Below are 13124 nucleotides of genomic sequence, written 5' to 3' on the forward strand. Positions count from 1 at the left end.
CCGGAACGGCTGCCGGTTCCGGCGAGGCATGGGGAGGCGGGGCCGGCGCCCGGCCGGCAGATGGAGAGTGTGCGGAAGGTGCGCCAATTCTCGCTGCGGTGGCGTTGTCGCAGGGGCCGAGACAGCTTGCCGCGGGTTTTCGATCGCCCAGCGCGGCAACTAAAAGGCGGGCTCGACGTTCTCCAGCCGTAACGAAAGAGGGACGGTACGATGAAGCGAGGGTGTCTGCTGTGGGTGTTGGGCGTGCCGCTGCCGGTGGTGCTGATCCTCTACTTCCTGTTCTTCCGCTGACGCTACCGCCGCCGGTCCCTGCAAGGGCCGGCGGTGTCGTATGGGGCGTGAAGTGGTTGGTCCTGACCGACATCGGCCGCACGGCGACTCTTCCGGCCCGCGGCATGTTACCGGAGTTCTCCCATGTCCTTTGCCGTCTTCGACCGCCGCGTCGCGCGCTTTGCCACGGCGCTCTCCCTGACGCTGGCGATCGCCGCCTGCGGGACCGAGCCAGCCCCCGTGGCCGACAACGAGACAGCGGGGGTAACGCCGACGGCGCACTGGTCGCCGCGGGCGCGGACGCCGGAGCCGGAGGGCGTGGATCCACCCTCCGCGACCCTGGCGGAACTCGGCGACGATCTGGACGGTGTGGAGACACCGGGCATGGAGATCCCCGGTACCCAGGCGTACGGCCGGTGGATGGTGGTCGACGCGGCGGGACCGGCGAGCGGGCGCGCCATGATCGGCCGTACGCTGACCTTCACGGAAGAAAAGCTCGGCTGGACGGACGCAAGCGGGAAGGTAGAGGCTGGCTGTCCCGACCACGTGTATCATATCGCTTGGTTGGCCGCGCATGTGAAGCAAGCCGCGCCGCTGTTCCGGCCGGGTTGGGCCAAGTTCCGGTTGCCGCCCGGCGACGTCGGACCAATGCACGTGTGGGAGTGCGGCGCCACCGAAAGCCTGTTCGGCCCGGCGGAGACGAGTGGCTCCGTCTTCTTCCCGGTCGGCACCGACCGGCTGGTGATGAACTGGATGGACGGCGCGGTGCTGCTGCTCCGCAAAGAGGGCAAAAAGGCCTGAGCGGCGTCGAGCCGGCTCAGGCCTTTCTCCCGTCGGGGGAGCGCAGCGGCACAGCGTCTTAGGACGCCTTCGGTGCAGGCAGACCGGCGCGCTGTTCGGGCAGCGGCGCGGTTCCCAGTTCGCGATGCTGCGGCTCGAAGATCGCCCGGCGTGCCGCCCACGCGCCGGCCCGTGCGCTGGCGGTCCATTGCACCAGCAGCGGCGAGGCGAGCAGCCCGATGGTCACCGGCAACAGCCATAGCGCGGTCACCGGCATCAGCGGCGACAGCAGCACCAGCACGGCCCCGAGCGCCAGGTGCCAGCGATAGCGCGGCAGGATCTCGCGCATCGGAAGGCCGTCGCGTTCGCGGCTCTGCGGGTCCCAGGCGGAGCGTTTGCCCGCGGCGATTCCCATGAGGTCAATCGTCTGGGTGAGCGCGATGGCGGGTGCGGCGAGCATCGACAGCGGTACGTCGACCGCGACCGACCGCCAGATCGTCCGCCATCCGCCCAGCGCCTGTCGGCGGTCGCGGTCGGCGGTCGCCCAGATGACGCTCAGCGCCTTGGGGCCGAACAGCAGCAGCAGCGTCACCGCGAGCACCGCGGCGGAGGTGCCGCGGTTCATCAGGCTCGGCTCGCCGACCAGCGCCTGGACGATGCTGGTGAGGATCAGCAGCAGCCACAGCGGCGAGGCAATGTAGGCCGAGGCGCCGAGCAGCAGTTGCAACCGGTTGATCCAGTGGAATCCCGAAGCGCCGAGCAGCCGCAGGTGCTGGATGTTGCCCTGTGCCCAGCGCCGGTCGCGTACCGCCGCGTCGATCAGCGTCGGCGGATATTCCTCGAACGTGGCGTCGGTCAGCACCATGTGCACCTTCCAGCCGCGCCGGCGCAGCAGCGCCGCCTCGACCATGTCGTGGCTCATGATCGTGCCGCCGAACGGCGGGCCGCCGGGCAGGTCGGGCAGGCCGCAGGAATCGGCGAACGCCTCGAGGCGGATCAGCGCATTATGCCCCCAGAAGGTCGCCTCCGATCCCGACCACCATACCAGTCCGGCGGTGGAGATCGGGCCGTACAAGCGGCTGGCGAACTGCATCCAGTGCTGGAACAGCGTGCTCGCGCCGATCACCATCGGCACCGTCTGGAGCAGCGCCACCGACGGCCGCCGGTCGAGCACCTGCGCCATGCCGATGATGGTGTCGCCACCCATCAGGCTGTCGGCGTCCAGCATCAGCATATAGTCGTAGGCGCTGCCGAAGCGGCGGATCCATTCGGCGACGTTGCCGGGCTTGCGCCCGACGTTCTGCGTGCGCCGACGATAGTAGAGCGCGCAGTCGAGCCGGCGGGCGAGGCCGTCGCGTGCGGCGACTTCCGCGGCCTCCGCCTCGGCGGCGGAATCGCTCAGGATGAAGAAGTCGAAATGCGCCGCCATGCCGTCGCGCGCGATCGCCTCCGCCATTTGCGCGATGCGGCCGTAGACCGCGTCCACGTCCTCGTTGTGGACCGGCATCAGGATCGCGGTGCGGCCCTTGAGCGGCGAGGCCCAACGCGGCGTCGGCATGAAGCCGGGGCGCAGTCCGGTGATCAGCAGCAGGAAACCGACCGCAGCGTTGATGAAGCCGAACGAGATCAGCGCGAAGAGCGGGAAGAAGATCACCAGCAGCACCGCGTCGGTCACGCTCCAGCCGTCGGCGACCAGCGATTCCTTGAGCGCGGTCGAGGCGGCGGTGGCGAGCATCGCGGTGAGCAGCACCAGCAGCACCCGCCGCGCCAGCAGATCGCCCGATCCCTCGCCGATGTCCGACCAGGGCTCGGGCACGCGCCGGGGCGGCGGCGGGCCGTCGAAGCGCTGCACCGGCATCTCGATCGGCGCCTCCGGCGGGAGGCGATCGGCCTCGCTCACGCGCCGAACACCGGGAAGAGCATCGTCTCGCTGAGCGCGCGGTCGCCGCGCCTCAGGAACAGCCGCACGTCGGTGGGGCCGTCGCCTTCGGGCGCGATGTCGGCGGTGACGCGCCAGCGGTTGCGCTGGCCGACTACCGGATAGGCCGCGCTCGCGAGCAGCTTCCCGCGGGCGAGATCGATCGCCGCTTCGACGCCGCTCGACCGGTCCAGCCCGCCGAGTGCCTCGCCCTCGAAATCGGCCACCAGCTTGCGCGCGCCGGCGGTCGGGGCATCGCCCGGCCGGCCGGCGACGCCCGTCCAGCTGTCGACGACGTGCGCCGCCGCAGGCGCGACCGTCGGATCGTCCGATCCCCAGCGCAGGCCGTAGTCGAACTGGAGCCGCTGTCCGGCCTTCGCGGGCGCGGCGGGCACCCAGAAAGAGACGATGTTGTCGACCGTCTCGGCAGCGGTGGGGAAGGCGAACAGCATCACGCTGCCCCGGCCCCATTGCCCGCGCGGCTCGACCCACAGGTTCGGACGGCGATCGTAGAAGGCGCCGTCGTCCTGATAATGATCGAAGGCGCGATCGCGTTGGAGCAGACCAAAGCCGCGCGGGTTCTCGTCGGCGAAGCTGTCGAGGGTTTCATGCGGCGGGTTGGCGAGCGGCCGCCAGATGCGCTCGCCGCTGCCGGTCAGCAGCGCCAAGCCATCGGAATCGTGGATCTCCGGCCGCCAGTCGACCGCCGCGGCGCGATTACCCTCGCCGTACCAGAACATGCTGGTCGCCGGCGCGATGCCCAGCCGTTCGACGTCGCGGCGCAGGTGGAGCACCGCCGACACGTCCTGCTGCACGCCGTTGGCGTGGCGGCCGGCGATGCGATAGGCGCCGGTGACGCTTTCGCCGTCCATCAGCGCGTAGACGGTGTAGGCGTCGTCGGCGATCCGCTCGATCCAGAACTCGGTGAAGTCGGGGAATTCCTCGCGACCCGAGATGCCGGTGTTGATCGCGAGGCCGCGGGCGGACAGCCCGTACTGGTCCTGCGAACCGGCGGTGCGGAAATAGGACGCGCCCTGGAACGCCATCCAGTCGCTCTCCTTGCCCGGCACCATCGCGCGGAAGCCGGCGATGCCGAGCGGCGGCGCGTGGCCCGACACCGCCTGGAACAGGTCGCGGGAGAAGGGAACGGCGCGCGCCTGGCCGTTCTCGACCAGGTTGATCTTGACCGGCATCGGTGCGTAGCGGCCGAGCGGGAACAGCCGGATGCCGCCGGCCAGCGTTGCTTCGGCACGGTAGCGGATCGAGCCGACCGCGTCATAGTCGATCGCTGCGGCGGCGGCGACCTTCGCGGGGACGCGATAGGGCTGGGTCGCGAGGGTGGCGGCGCGCTGTTGCAGCGCCTCCCACGAAAAGGGAACGGCGGGCGCTTGCGTCTTGCGTGCCATCGCCGCCAACGGCCCGCCGAACAGGGCGGCGAGGCCGGCAGTGGCGACGATTTCGCGTCGGGTCGGGTGTCGCATGCGGGCTCCAAGCCATGAACGGGCATTTTGTTGCATCGCAACAGAAGCCTTATGGCAAGTAGCGGAAGCGGCCGGCCGTGCAGTGGGAGCGGGCAGCGGCGCCGCGCTGCCCCATTGCTGCCGCTCAGCCGAGGGTGACGAAGCTGTCGAGCACCCGCTTGCGACCCGCGCTTTCGAAATCGATCTCCAGCTTGTTGCCTTCGATCTCGGCGATGGTGCCATAGCCGAACTTCTGGTGGAACACGCGTAGGCCGACGCTCACGTCGCTGCGCCCCTTGCTCCCCAGACTGACCGCACTCGCCCGGCTCTCGATCACGCGCGGTGCGTCGCGGGTGAAGCTGGAGCCGCTGCTCGCCGCGCGCTGCCAGCCGGGCCCGCGGCCGGTGCCCCGGCCGACATCGGCGAAGGGATCGGCACGCTCGGACCAGTTGGCGCGCCACAGGCTCTCGCCGCCCGACATGGTCGTCTCCGCCTCGATATGTTCGGCCGGCAGTTCGCCGACGAAGCGGCTGGGGAGCGACGAGGTCCACTGGCCATAGATGCGGCGGTTGGCGGCATGCAGGATCACCGCGAGCCGGCGGGCGCGGGTGATCGCGACATAGGCGAGGCGGCGTTCCTCCTCCAGGCTGGCGAGCCCGCCCTCGTCCAGCGAGCGCTGCGAGGGGAACAGCCCTTCCTCCCAGCCGGCCAGGAACACCGTGTCGAACTCCAGCCCCTTGGCGGCGTGGATCGTCATGATGGTGACCTGCGGCTCCTGCGTGGCGCCTTCGTTGTCCATCACCAGGCTGACATGCTCCAGGAACGCGCCCAGGCTGTCGTACTCCTCCATCGCGCGGACGAGCTCGTTGAGGTTCTCCAGTCGCCCGGCAGCTTCCGCCGACTTCTCCGCCTGCCACATCGCCGTGTAGCCGCTCTCGTCGAGCAGCTGGCGGGCGAGTTCGGGGTGGGGCAGGTCGCGCGCCCTCTCGCGCCAGCGGGCGATATCGCCGACCAGCCGGCCGAGCGACTTGCGCGCCGCGCCGGTCAGCTCGTCGGTGTCCAGGATCCGCGCCGCCGCCGTCATCAGCGGGCTGCCGGTCGCGCGCGCGTAGCGGTGGACGGTCGACACCGCCTTGTCGCCGAGCCCGCGCTTGGGCACGTTGACGATGCGCTCGAACGCCAGGTCGTCGGCCGGCTGGTTGACGACGCGGAGATAGGCGATGGCGTCGCGGATCTCCATGCGCTCGTAGAAGCGCTGGCCGCCGACGATGCGATAGGGCAGGCCGATCGCGATGAACCGGTCCTCGAACTCGCGGGTCTGGTGCTGGGCGCGGACCAGGATCGCCATCTCGTCGTAGGATTTGCCCGACCGGCGGCAGGCCTCCATCTCGTCGCCGACGCGGCGTGCTTCCTCGGGGCCGTCCCACACCCCGATCACGCGGACCTTCTCGCCCGCGTCCAACTCGGTCCACAGCTGCTTGCCCAGCCGCCCGCTGTTGTTGGCGATCACGCCGCCGGCCGCGCCCAGGATATGCGGCGTGGAGCGATAATTCTGCTCCAGCCGGATCACCTTGGCGCCCGGGAAGTCGCGTTCGAAGCGCAGGATGTTCTCCACCTGCGCGCCGCGCCACGAATAAATCGACTGGTCGTCGTCGCCGACGCAGCACAGGTTCTTGCGCTCCTGCGCCAGCAGCCGCAGCCAGAGATACTGGACCGAGTTGGTGTCCTGATACTCGTCGACCATGACGTAGCGGAAGCGCTGCTGATACTGCTCCAGCACCTCGCGGTGGGTGCGCAGGATGGTGAGGACATGGAGCAGCAGGTCGCCGAAGTCGCACGCGTTCACCGCCTTCAAGCGGTCCTGATACTGCTGGTACAGCTCGCCGCCGCGGCCGTTGGCGAAGCGCTCGCTCTCGCCGGCATCGACGTCGGCGGGCGTCATGCCCTTGTTCTTCCAGCTGTCGATCACCCCGGCGAGCTGGCGCGCGGGAAAGCGCTTCTCGTCGATGTCCGCAGCGACGATCAGCTGCTTGAGCAACCGCAGCTGGTCGTCGGTGTCGAGGATGGTGAAGTTCGACTGCAGCCCCACCAGCTCGGCATGGCGGCGGAGCATCTTGGCGCCGATCGCGTGAAAGGTGCCGAGCCACGGCATCCCTTCGACCGCATCGCCGACCAGCCGGCCGACACGCTCGCGCATCTCCCGCGCCGCCTTGTTGGTGAAGGTGACCGACAGGATCTCCGACGGCCATGCCTTGCGCGTGTAGAGCAGGTGCGCGAGCCGCGCGGTCAGCGCCGCGGTCTTGCCCGTGCCCGCGCCCGCCAGCACCAGCACCGGCCCCTCGGTGGTGAGCACCGCGTCGCGTTGCGGGTCGTTGAGCCCACGCAGGTAGGGTGGGTCCTGGTTCGGGGCGGCGGCAGGCAGAGTCATGCGCGAACAGCTAGGGAACGAAGCGGCGCGGGGCAAGGCTTGAGCAGCGCCGTCGATGGCGCGTCTGCGCGGCCCTTTCCGATTAACTTCATTCCGTCATCTTGACGAAAAGCAGGATCCATTACCGCTCCGCTCGATCCTCTGGCGGAGCGCGTCTGGATGCTGACTTCCGTCAGCATGACGGCGGCGAGAGCGGAGTATCTCCAAGGAAAGGATGCTGCGCTTGAGCCGGTCGTCTCGGCAATTAACAAACGTGCGCGGTTGACCTGACGCAACCTGTCCGCCACCCGGCGCCCATGAACGCCCATCCTTCCGCCTCGGCACAGATTCCTGCCGCCGTGCTGCCCCCTGCGGGCGGCCCCTCGAGCCGCCGCATCCTGCTCGCCAGCCTCGTCGGCACCTCGGTGGAATTCTACGACTTCTACATCTACGCGACCGCGGCGGCCTTGGTGTTCCCGGCGCTGTTCTTCCCGGCCGAGTCCGCATCGGCGCGGCTGATGCTGAGCTATGCGAGCCTGGGTCTGGCCTTCGTCGCGCGCCCGCTCGGCGCCGCGCTGTTCGGCCATTTCGGCGACCGGCTGGGGCGCAAGTCGACGCTGGTCGCCTCGCTGATGCTGATGGGCGGCTCGACGCTCGCGATCGCCTTCCTGCCGACCTATGCGCAGGTCGGGGTGATCGCCCCGTTCCTGCTGTGCCTGCTGCGCTTCGCCCAAGGGCTCGGACTGGGCGGCGAGTGGGGCGGGGCGGCGCTGCTCGCGGTCGAGAATGCCCCCAAAGGCTGGGCGGGCCGGTTCGGATCGGTGCCGCAGTTGGGCGCGCCGGTCGGCTTCATCGCCGCCAACGGCCTGTTCCTGCTGCTGGGGCTCGGGCTCGACGATGCGGCGTTCCGCGACTGGGGGTGGCGGCTGCCATTCCTCGCCAGCGCGCTGCTGGTCGGGCTGGGGCTGTGGGTGCGCCTGAAGCTCACCGAGACGCCCGAGTTCCGCGCCGCACTGGCGCAAGAGGCGCCGGCGACGGTGCCGCTCGCCGAGCTGTTCCGCAGCCACCTGCGCGGCACGCTCGCCGGCAACTTCGGCGCGGTGGCCTGCTTCGCGCTCTATTATATCGCCACCGCCTTCGCGCTCGGCCACGGCACCACGCGGCTGGGCTTCTCGCGCGACGCGTTCCTGGCGATGCAGCTGGTCGCGATCCTGTTCATGGCCGCCGGCATCGCGCTCGCCGGCTGGTGGTCGGATCGCAGCAGCACCGGACGGGTGCTCGCCTTCGGCTGCGGCGGGGTGGTGCTCGCGGGTCTGTTGATGCAGCCGCTGATGGGCGGCGGCGGCGCGGGTGCGGTCACCGCCTGGCTGGCGATCGCGCTGTTCGCGATGGGCTTCGTCTACGGGCCGCTCGGTGCGTGGCTGCCGGGGTTGTTCCCCGCGCGCGTGCGCTACACCGGCGCGTCGATTGCGTTCAACGTGGGCGGGGTGATCGGCGGCGCCCTGACGCCGCTGGCCGCCGAGGCGCTGGCGCAGCGCGGGGGACTGGCGCCGGTCGGCCTCTATCTGGCGGTAGCGGGGCTGTTCAGTCTTGCGGGTCTGTGGCTGGTGCCGCGCGCCGCAGCAAGGTGAGCTTCGCCTTGCCGTGGACGCGCTCGGCGTCGACGGTGAAGCCGGACGCGTCGACATCCTCGGTCCGCCCCGTCTCGACGCTGACCCAGGTCGCGGGGCCGATCCAGCCGAGCCGCGCGAGCTTGTCCGCGGCCACCCAGCCGGCGCCGCTGGCATAGGGTGGGTCCATCATCACCAGGTCGAGCGGCGTCGCGGTCGGCCCCAGCGCGAGCACCGACTGCGCCCGCACCTGCGCACCCTTGGCGCCGAGCTTCTCGATATTGGCGCGCAGTGCGTCGAGGGCGTGGCGGTCCTGCTCGACGAACAGGCACGAGGCGGCGCCGCGCGACAGCGCCTCGATCCCGAGCGCGCCCGATCCGGCGAACAGGTCCGCGACCGCCAGCCCTTCGAAGCTGCCGACGCGGCTCTGCAGCATCGAGAACAGCGCCTCGCGCGTGCGGTCGGCGGTGGGGCGGGTGGCGTCGCCCTTCGGCGCGGCGAGCGGGCGGCCGCGCCATTGCCCGGCGATGACGCGCATCAGCGCTTGCCCTTCGGACGGCCGGCACCGCGCGGCGGGCCTGCGGGCCGGTCGCTCCGCGGGCCGTTGCGCGCAGGCCGCGCCGGTCCGTCGCCGCGGGGCGGGCGCGGCGGGAAATCGCCGCGCGGGCGGCGTTCGCTGGCGTCGCTGCGCACCGGACGTTCGCCGTCGCGGGATGGGCGCGCCGGGCGCTCGCCGCGAGCGGGCCGCTGGCCTGCATCACCGCGCGTTGGACGCTCGCCGCGTGCGGGGCGATCGTCGCGCTGCGGCCGGTCGCGGCCGGCGCCGCGCCCTTCCGGACGTCGCGCGCCGCGCGTGTCCTCTGCTGCGTCGGACCGTTCGCCGCGCCCGTAGCTGGGGGAGAGCGTCCGTCCCGGCTTGCCGCCACGCGCGGGCCCGCGATCGGCGCGATCTTCCGTAGCGGGACGCCCGGCGCGGCCGGTGCGCTCGGCGAAGGCGGCGGCGCGAGCACCGCGCGGCGTGCGGGGAGCGTCGTCGCTCCGCGGCGCGCGATCGCCAGCGCGCGGACGCTTGGCGAAGCCGCGCGGCGCCTCGGCGTCGCCCTCCGGCGTGGTGCGGCGGAATGCCTGCGGATGCGGCTGGACCTCGCGCTCGCGGGGGGCGCCGGTCGACACGGGGCGCGGGCGGGGCGCGGCGCGGTCGCGCGACGGCTCGCGGCGCCACGCCTTCAGCGCCTTGGGATCGGCGCCCTCCGGCGTCGGCCGGCTGCTCGGCCGTCCGCTCAGCGTCTTGCGGAACGCGACCAGGTCGTGCTGGCGGATCTCGTCGACCTCGGCGGTCGGCATGTCCTCCAGATAGAAGGGGCCGTAGCGGGTGCGGATCAGCCGCGACACCTGCAGCCCGAGATATTCGAGCACGCGCCGAACCTCGCGGTTCTTGCCCTCGGTCAGCGTCATCTCGATCCAGGTGTTGGTGCCGGTGCGGCGTTCGAGATTGGCGTTGATCGGGCCGTAGCGGACGCCGTCGACCTCGATGCCGAGCATCAGCTCCTCGAGCTGTGCCTGACTGACGTCGCCATAGGCGCGGGCGCGATAGGTGCGCTCCACCCCGGTCGCGGGCAGCTCCAGCTGGCGCTTGAGCTCGCCGTCGGTGGTGAGCAGCAGCAGCCCCTCGGTATTGAGGTCGAGCCGGCCGACCGGCATCAACCGCGGCAGCCCGCCGGGCATGCGGTCGTAGATCGTCGGCCGTCCGTGCGGATCGCGCGCGGCGGTGAGCACGCCTGACGGCTTGTGATAGCGGAACAGCCGGGTGGGGGCGGCCGCCTGCACCGGCTGGCCGTCCACGGTGATGCCGCGCAGCGAGGTGAGCAGCGTCGCCGGCGTCTCGATCGGCACGCCGTCGAGCGCGACGCGCCCCGCCTCGATCAGCCGCTCGACATCGCGGCGCGAAGCCACGCCAGCGCGGGCGAGCAGCTTGGCGATGCGCTGCGACTCTGGGTTCTTAGGCGTCGACACGATGAGAAATGCTATCCTGTTACGCCTGCGCGACGAAATCGTGCGGCAGCGGTGATCGTTCGATCGGTTCGGGTGTTGATACGCTATAGGGCAGACCCCGGAGAGAGGGAAGCGAGCGGCGGATGTTGTTTGGACGGAAGAAACGGCGGATCGTGCGCATCCTCGTGGTGGAGGACGAACCTCTGGTGGCGTTCGATACCGAGCATTTCCTCACCGACAACGGGTTCGAGATCGTCGCCACCACCGACCTGGTGAGCGAGGGGTTGGCGCTGGTGAACGGCGACGCCGCGATCGATCTGGTGCTGGTTGACGTCAACCTTGCCGACGGTAGCGGCATCGACGTCGCGCGCGCGGCGAAGGAGCGCGGCATGCCCGTGCTGTTCGTCACCGGCACCTGCCCGGACGGCGGGCGCGAGGTCGCGAGCGGGTGCCTGGGCAAGCCCTATCCGCAGCGCGATCTGGTCGCGGCGATCGAGGCGATCGAGACGGTGCTGGAAGGCAAGACGCCGCGCAAGCTGCCCGCGAGCTTCAACCTGTTCGCGACGGTGGGGTGATCGGCCGCCGCCACGCCGTTTGAGGTTCGGAGGGCGTGCGGATGTCCCGACATCCCGCACGCGCAGGTTGCTGTCCGTAGGCGCGCGGGATGTCGGGCGACGCGAAACCCTTGCAGGCGCGTCGTCCACACGCGCCCGCTACGCCGAAGAAGATTAACACCAGCCGAATAGATTGTTTGACCGCGGACAAGCTCGACGCGCCGCGATCCCCGCCACTCGCCCCTTCAAAAGCGCGGAGAGCGCGCTAGGGTGCGCGCGGTTGGGGGCCGGGTACGGCGTATCGAGGGAAGTGCAATGGAGCAGGTCGCCAGTGGGCGAGAGGGCGGCAAGCGCCGGATGGCGGCGATGGCGTCCTATCTGCGGCCGATGCCGCTCGTCGCATTCCTGCTCGGCATCGCCAGCGGCTTTCCGCTCACGCTGCTGCTCGGCACGATGGGCTTCTGGCTCGCCAAAGTCGGTATCGACAAGAAGACGATCGGCTTCGCGATCGGGCTGACCACCCCCTACACGCTCAAGTTCCTGTGGGCGCCGCTGATCGACCGGCTGCGCCTGCCGCTGCTGACCGGCTGGTTCGGCCAGCGCCGTGCCTGGCTGTTCTTCATCCAGGCGCTGCTGTTCGGATCGGTGTGGATGCTCGGCGCCAGCCAGCCCGAGCTGCACCTGGGCGTCTTCGCCTTCTGGGCGATCGTCACCGCCTTCCTGTCCGCCACGCAGGACATCGTCATCGACGCCTATCGCATCGAGATCCTGTCCGACGACGAGCTGCCGCACGGCACCGCCAACAACCAGTTCGGCTATCGCGTCGGAAACGTGATCGCCGGCGTCGGGACGATCGCGATCGCCTCGCCCGAGGGGCTGGGGCTCGGCTGGGCGCTGGGCTACGGCCTCACCGCGCTGTGCGTGGTGCCGGCGATGCTGGGCGCGCTCTACGCCGGGCCGGGGCGGCACGACCGCACCGTCGCCAGGGCGGCGCCGCACGGCCAGTGGCTGCGCGACACGGTAATCGGGCCCTTCCGCGAGTTCCTGCGCCGGCGCGGCGCGGTGCTGATCCTGCTGTTCGTGCTCATCTACAAGCTGGGCGACGCGATGGGGCAGGCGATGCTCAATCCGATGATCGTCGAGCTCGGCTTCTCCGACACCGAGTTCATCGCGATCAACAAGGTCGTGGGCTTCTGGGGGCTGATCGCCGGCACCGCGCTCGCCGCGCCGTTCATGGCGTGGCTCGGCATGGGCCGCGCGCTGATCGTCTCGGGCGTGCTGATGATGCTCAGCAACCTGACCTTCGCGATCCTGGCGATGCACGGCCATTCGGTGACATGGCTGACGATCGCCGTCGCCACCGAGCAGGTGACGAGCGGCATCGGCCTGACCGTGTTCGTGACCTATCTCTCCGGGCTCTCGAACCTCGCCTACACCGCCACCCAGTTCGCGCTGCTATCATCGTTCGCGGCGGTCGGGCGGACGTGGCTGGCGACGCCGGCGGGGATCGCCGCCGACTCGCTCGGCTGGGTCGGCTTCTGGCTGCTGACGATGGTGGTGGCGCTGCCGGGCCTGCTGCTGCTGGGGCTGCTGTGGCGCCGCGGCTTCGTCGTCCAGAACATCCGCCAGCCAGGGGCGGAGGACGGCGAGGGGGCCGCCGCCGCCTAGTCCAGCGGCATCCCCCCGTCGCGGAACGCCAGCGCGAGCAAATGCGCGGTCGCGGTCGAGCCGCCGGCGTGGCGGATGCCGAGCAGGTCGCCGAGCAGCAGTTGCGCACGCTCGGGGTGCGCCTCGACCGAGGCGACGATCTCGACCAGCGCGGCCTCACCCGCGGTCATCCGCGGGCAGCACCACGGCGCGATCTGGATCGGGTTGGCCGACACCTTCGACACCTCCGCCATCAGCGCGCGCAGCAGCAGCAGCGGGCGGCGGAAATCCTTGCCGAACGCGGTCATGAACGCGTGGGCGGCGGCGGCGTCGTTGAGGCCGTGCGCGCCGGTGCGGCGGATGCCGAACAGCAGCAGGCGTTGGGCGGAGCACGCCGGCCGCGCGTGCGGCAGCGTTTCGGCCAGGGTCGCCGTAAGGGGCTGGGCGGTGGTCATGCGAGTCTCCTGCCGCGATGTAGGGCGACAG

At 70.7% G+C, this 13124-nt stretch carries 10 protein-coding genes; 4 read left to right on the forward strand and 6 right to left on the reverse strand.

The features are described 5' to 3' along the window. Positions 1–414 precede the first annotated feature (414 nt). Positions 415–1071 (forward strand): hypothetical protein, encoded by a 657-nt coding sequence (locus ACBY01_RS03740; RefSeq protein WP_416459427.1) that lies wholly within the window; start codon positions 415–417, stop codon positions 1069–1071. Positions 1072–1129: 58 nt separating this feature from the next. Here ACBY01_RS03740 and mdoH read toward each other — a convergent pair whose 3' ends face one another. The 3 genes from mdoH to ACBY01_RS03755 form a co-directional block, all read right to left on the reverse strand. Further along, a complete protein-coding gene (mdoH, locus tag ACBY01_RS03745; RefSeq protein ID WP_416459428.1) occupies positions 1130–2950 on the reverse strand; it encodes a glucans biosynthesis glucosyltransferase MdoH in 1821 nt (606 codons plus the stop codon). Continuing rightward, complete coding sequence (locus ACBY01_RS03750) at positions 2947–4449, reverse strand: OpgD/OpgG family glucan biosynthesis protein (protein ID WP_416459429.1); 1503 nt, start codon at positions 4447–4449, stop codon at positions 2947–2949. Before ACBY01_RS03750 ends, mdoH begins: the two co-directional genes overlap by 4 nt. 124 nt (positions 4450–4573) lie before the next feature. Further along, positions 4574–6856 (reverse strand): ATP-dependent helicase, encoded by a 2283-nt coding sequence (locus ACBY01_RS03755; protein WP_416459430.1) that lies wholly within the window; start codon positions 6854–6856, stop codon positions 4574–4576. A 296-nt stretch (positions 6857–7152) separates the two neighbouring features. On the opposite strand from ACBY01_RS03755, the gene ACBY01_RS03760 reads away from it, so the two are divergent. Then, complete coding sequence (locus ACBY01_RS03760; protein WP_416459431.1) at positions 7153–8466, forward strand: MFS transporter; 1314 nt, start codon at positions 7153–7155, stop codon at positions 8464–8466. Here ACBY01_RS03760 and rsmD read toward each other — a convergent pair. Next, complete coding sequence (rsmD, locus tag ACBY01_RS03765; protein ID WP_416459432.1) at positions 8420–8983, reverse strand: 16S rRNA (guanine(966)-N(2))-methyltransferase RsmD; 564 nt, start codon at positions 8981–8983, stop codon at positions 8420–8422. The genes ACBY01_RS03760 and rsmD overlap by 47 nt on opposite strands. Beyond that, on the reverse strand, positions 8983–10458 hold the full coding sequence (locus ACBY01_RS03770; RefSeq protein ID WP_416459433.1) for a pseudouridine synthase: 1476 nt from the start codon (positions 10456–10458) through the stop codon (positions 8983–8985). Before ACBY01_RS03770 ends, rsmD begins: the two co-directional genes overlap by 1 nt. Before the next feature lie 122 nt (positions 10459–10580). Here ACBY01_RS03770 and ACBY01_RS03775 point away from each other — a divergent pair, with 122 nt between their 5' ends. After that, entirely contained in the window at positions 10581–11012 is a 432-nt protein-coding gene (locus tag ACBY01_RS03775) for a response regulator (RefSeq protein WP_416459434.1), read from the forward strand. A 294-nt stretch (positions 11013–11306) separates the two neighbouring features. Then, positions 11307–12659: an AmpG family muropeptide MFS transporter gene (locus ACBY01_RS03780; protein WP_416459435.1), complete on the forward strand. Its 1353-nt coding sequence runs from the start codon at positions 11307–11309 to the stop codon at positions 12657–12659. Here the strand turns inward: ACBY01_RS03780 and ACBY01_RS03785 are convergent. Continuing rightward, positions 12656–13093, reverse strand: a complete 438-nt coding sequence (locus tag ACBY01_RS03785; protein ID WP_416459436.1) for a DUF6628 family protein — start codon at positions 13091–13093, stop codon at positions 12656–12658. The genes ACBY01_RS03780 and ACBY01_RS03785 overlap by 4 nt on opposite strands. Between the last annotated feature and the right edge of the window lie 31 nt (positions 13094–13124).

This window comes from Sphingomonas mangrovi (genome assembly GCF_047975845.1).
In the GTDB taxonomy this organism is placed as follows: Bacteria; Pseudomonadota; Alphaproteobacteria; order Sphingomonadales; family Sphingomonadaceae; genus Sphingomonas.

What these genes read in the sequence shown, in the direction of transcription:
- ACBY01_RS03740 (WP_416459427.1), top strand. Translation starts at nt 415, where the DNA reads ATGTCCTTTGCCGTCTTCGACCGCCGCGTCGCGCGCTTTGCCACGGCG.
- ACBY01_RS03750 (WP_416459429.1), bottom strand. Translation starts at nt 4,449, where the DNA reads ATGCGACACCCGACCCGACGCGAAATCGTCGCCACTGCCGGCCTCGCC.
- ACBY01_RS03755 (WP_416459430.1), bottom strand. Translation starts at nt 6,856, where the DNA reads ATGACTCTGCCTGCCGCCGCCCCGAACCAGGACCCACCCTACCTGCGT.
- ACBY01_RS03760 (WP_416459431.1), top strand. Translation starts at nt 7,153, where the DNA reads ATGAACGCCCATCCTTCCGCCTCGGCACAGATTCCTGCCGCCGTGCTG.
- rsmD (WP_416459432.1), bottom strand. Translation starts at nt 8,983, where the DNA reads ATGCGCGTCATCGCCGGGCAATGGCGCGGCCGCCCGCTCGCCGCGCCG.
- ACBY01_RS03775 (WP_416459434.1), top strand. Translation starts at nt 10,581, where the DNA reads ATGTTGTTTGGACGGAAGAAACGGCGGATCGTGCGCATCCTCGTGGTG.
- ACBY01_RS03780 (WP_416459435.1), top strand. Translation starts at nt 11,307, where the DNA reads ATGGAGCAGGTCGCCAGTGGGCGAGAGGGCGGCAAGCGCCGGATGGCG.
- ACBY01_RS03785 (WP_416459436.1), bottom strand. Translation starts at nt 13,093, where the DNA reads ATGACCACCGCCCAGCCCCTTACGGCGACCCTGGCCGAAACGCTGCCG.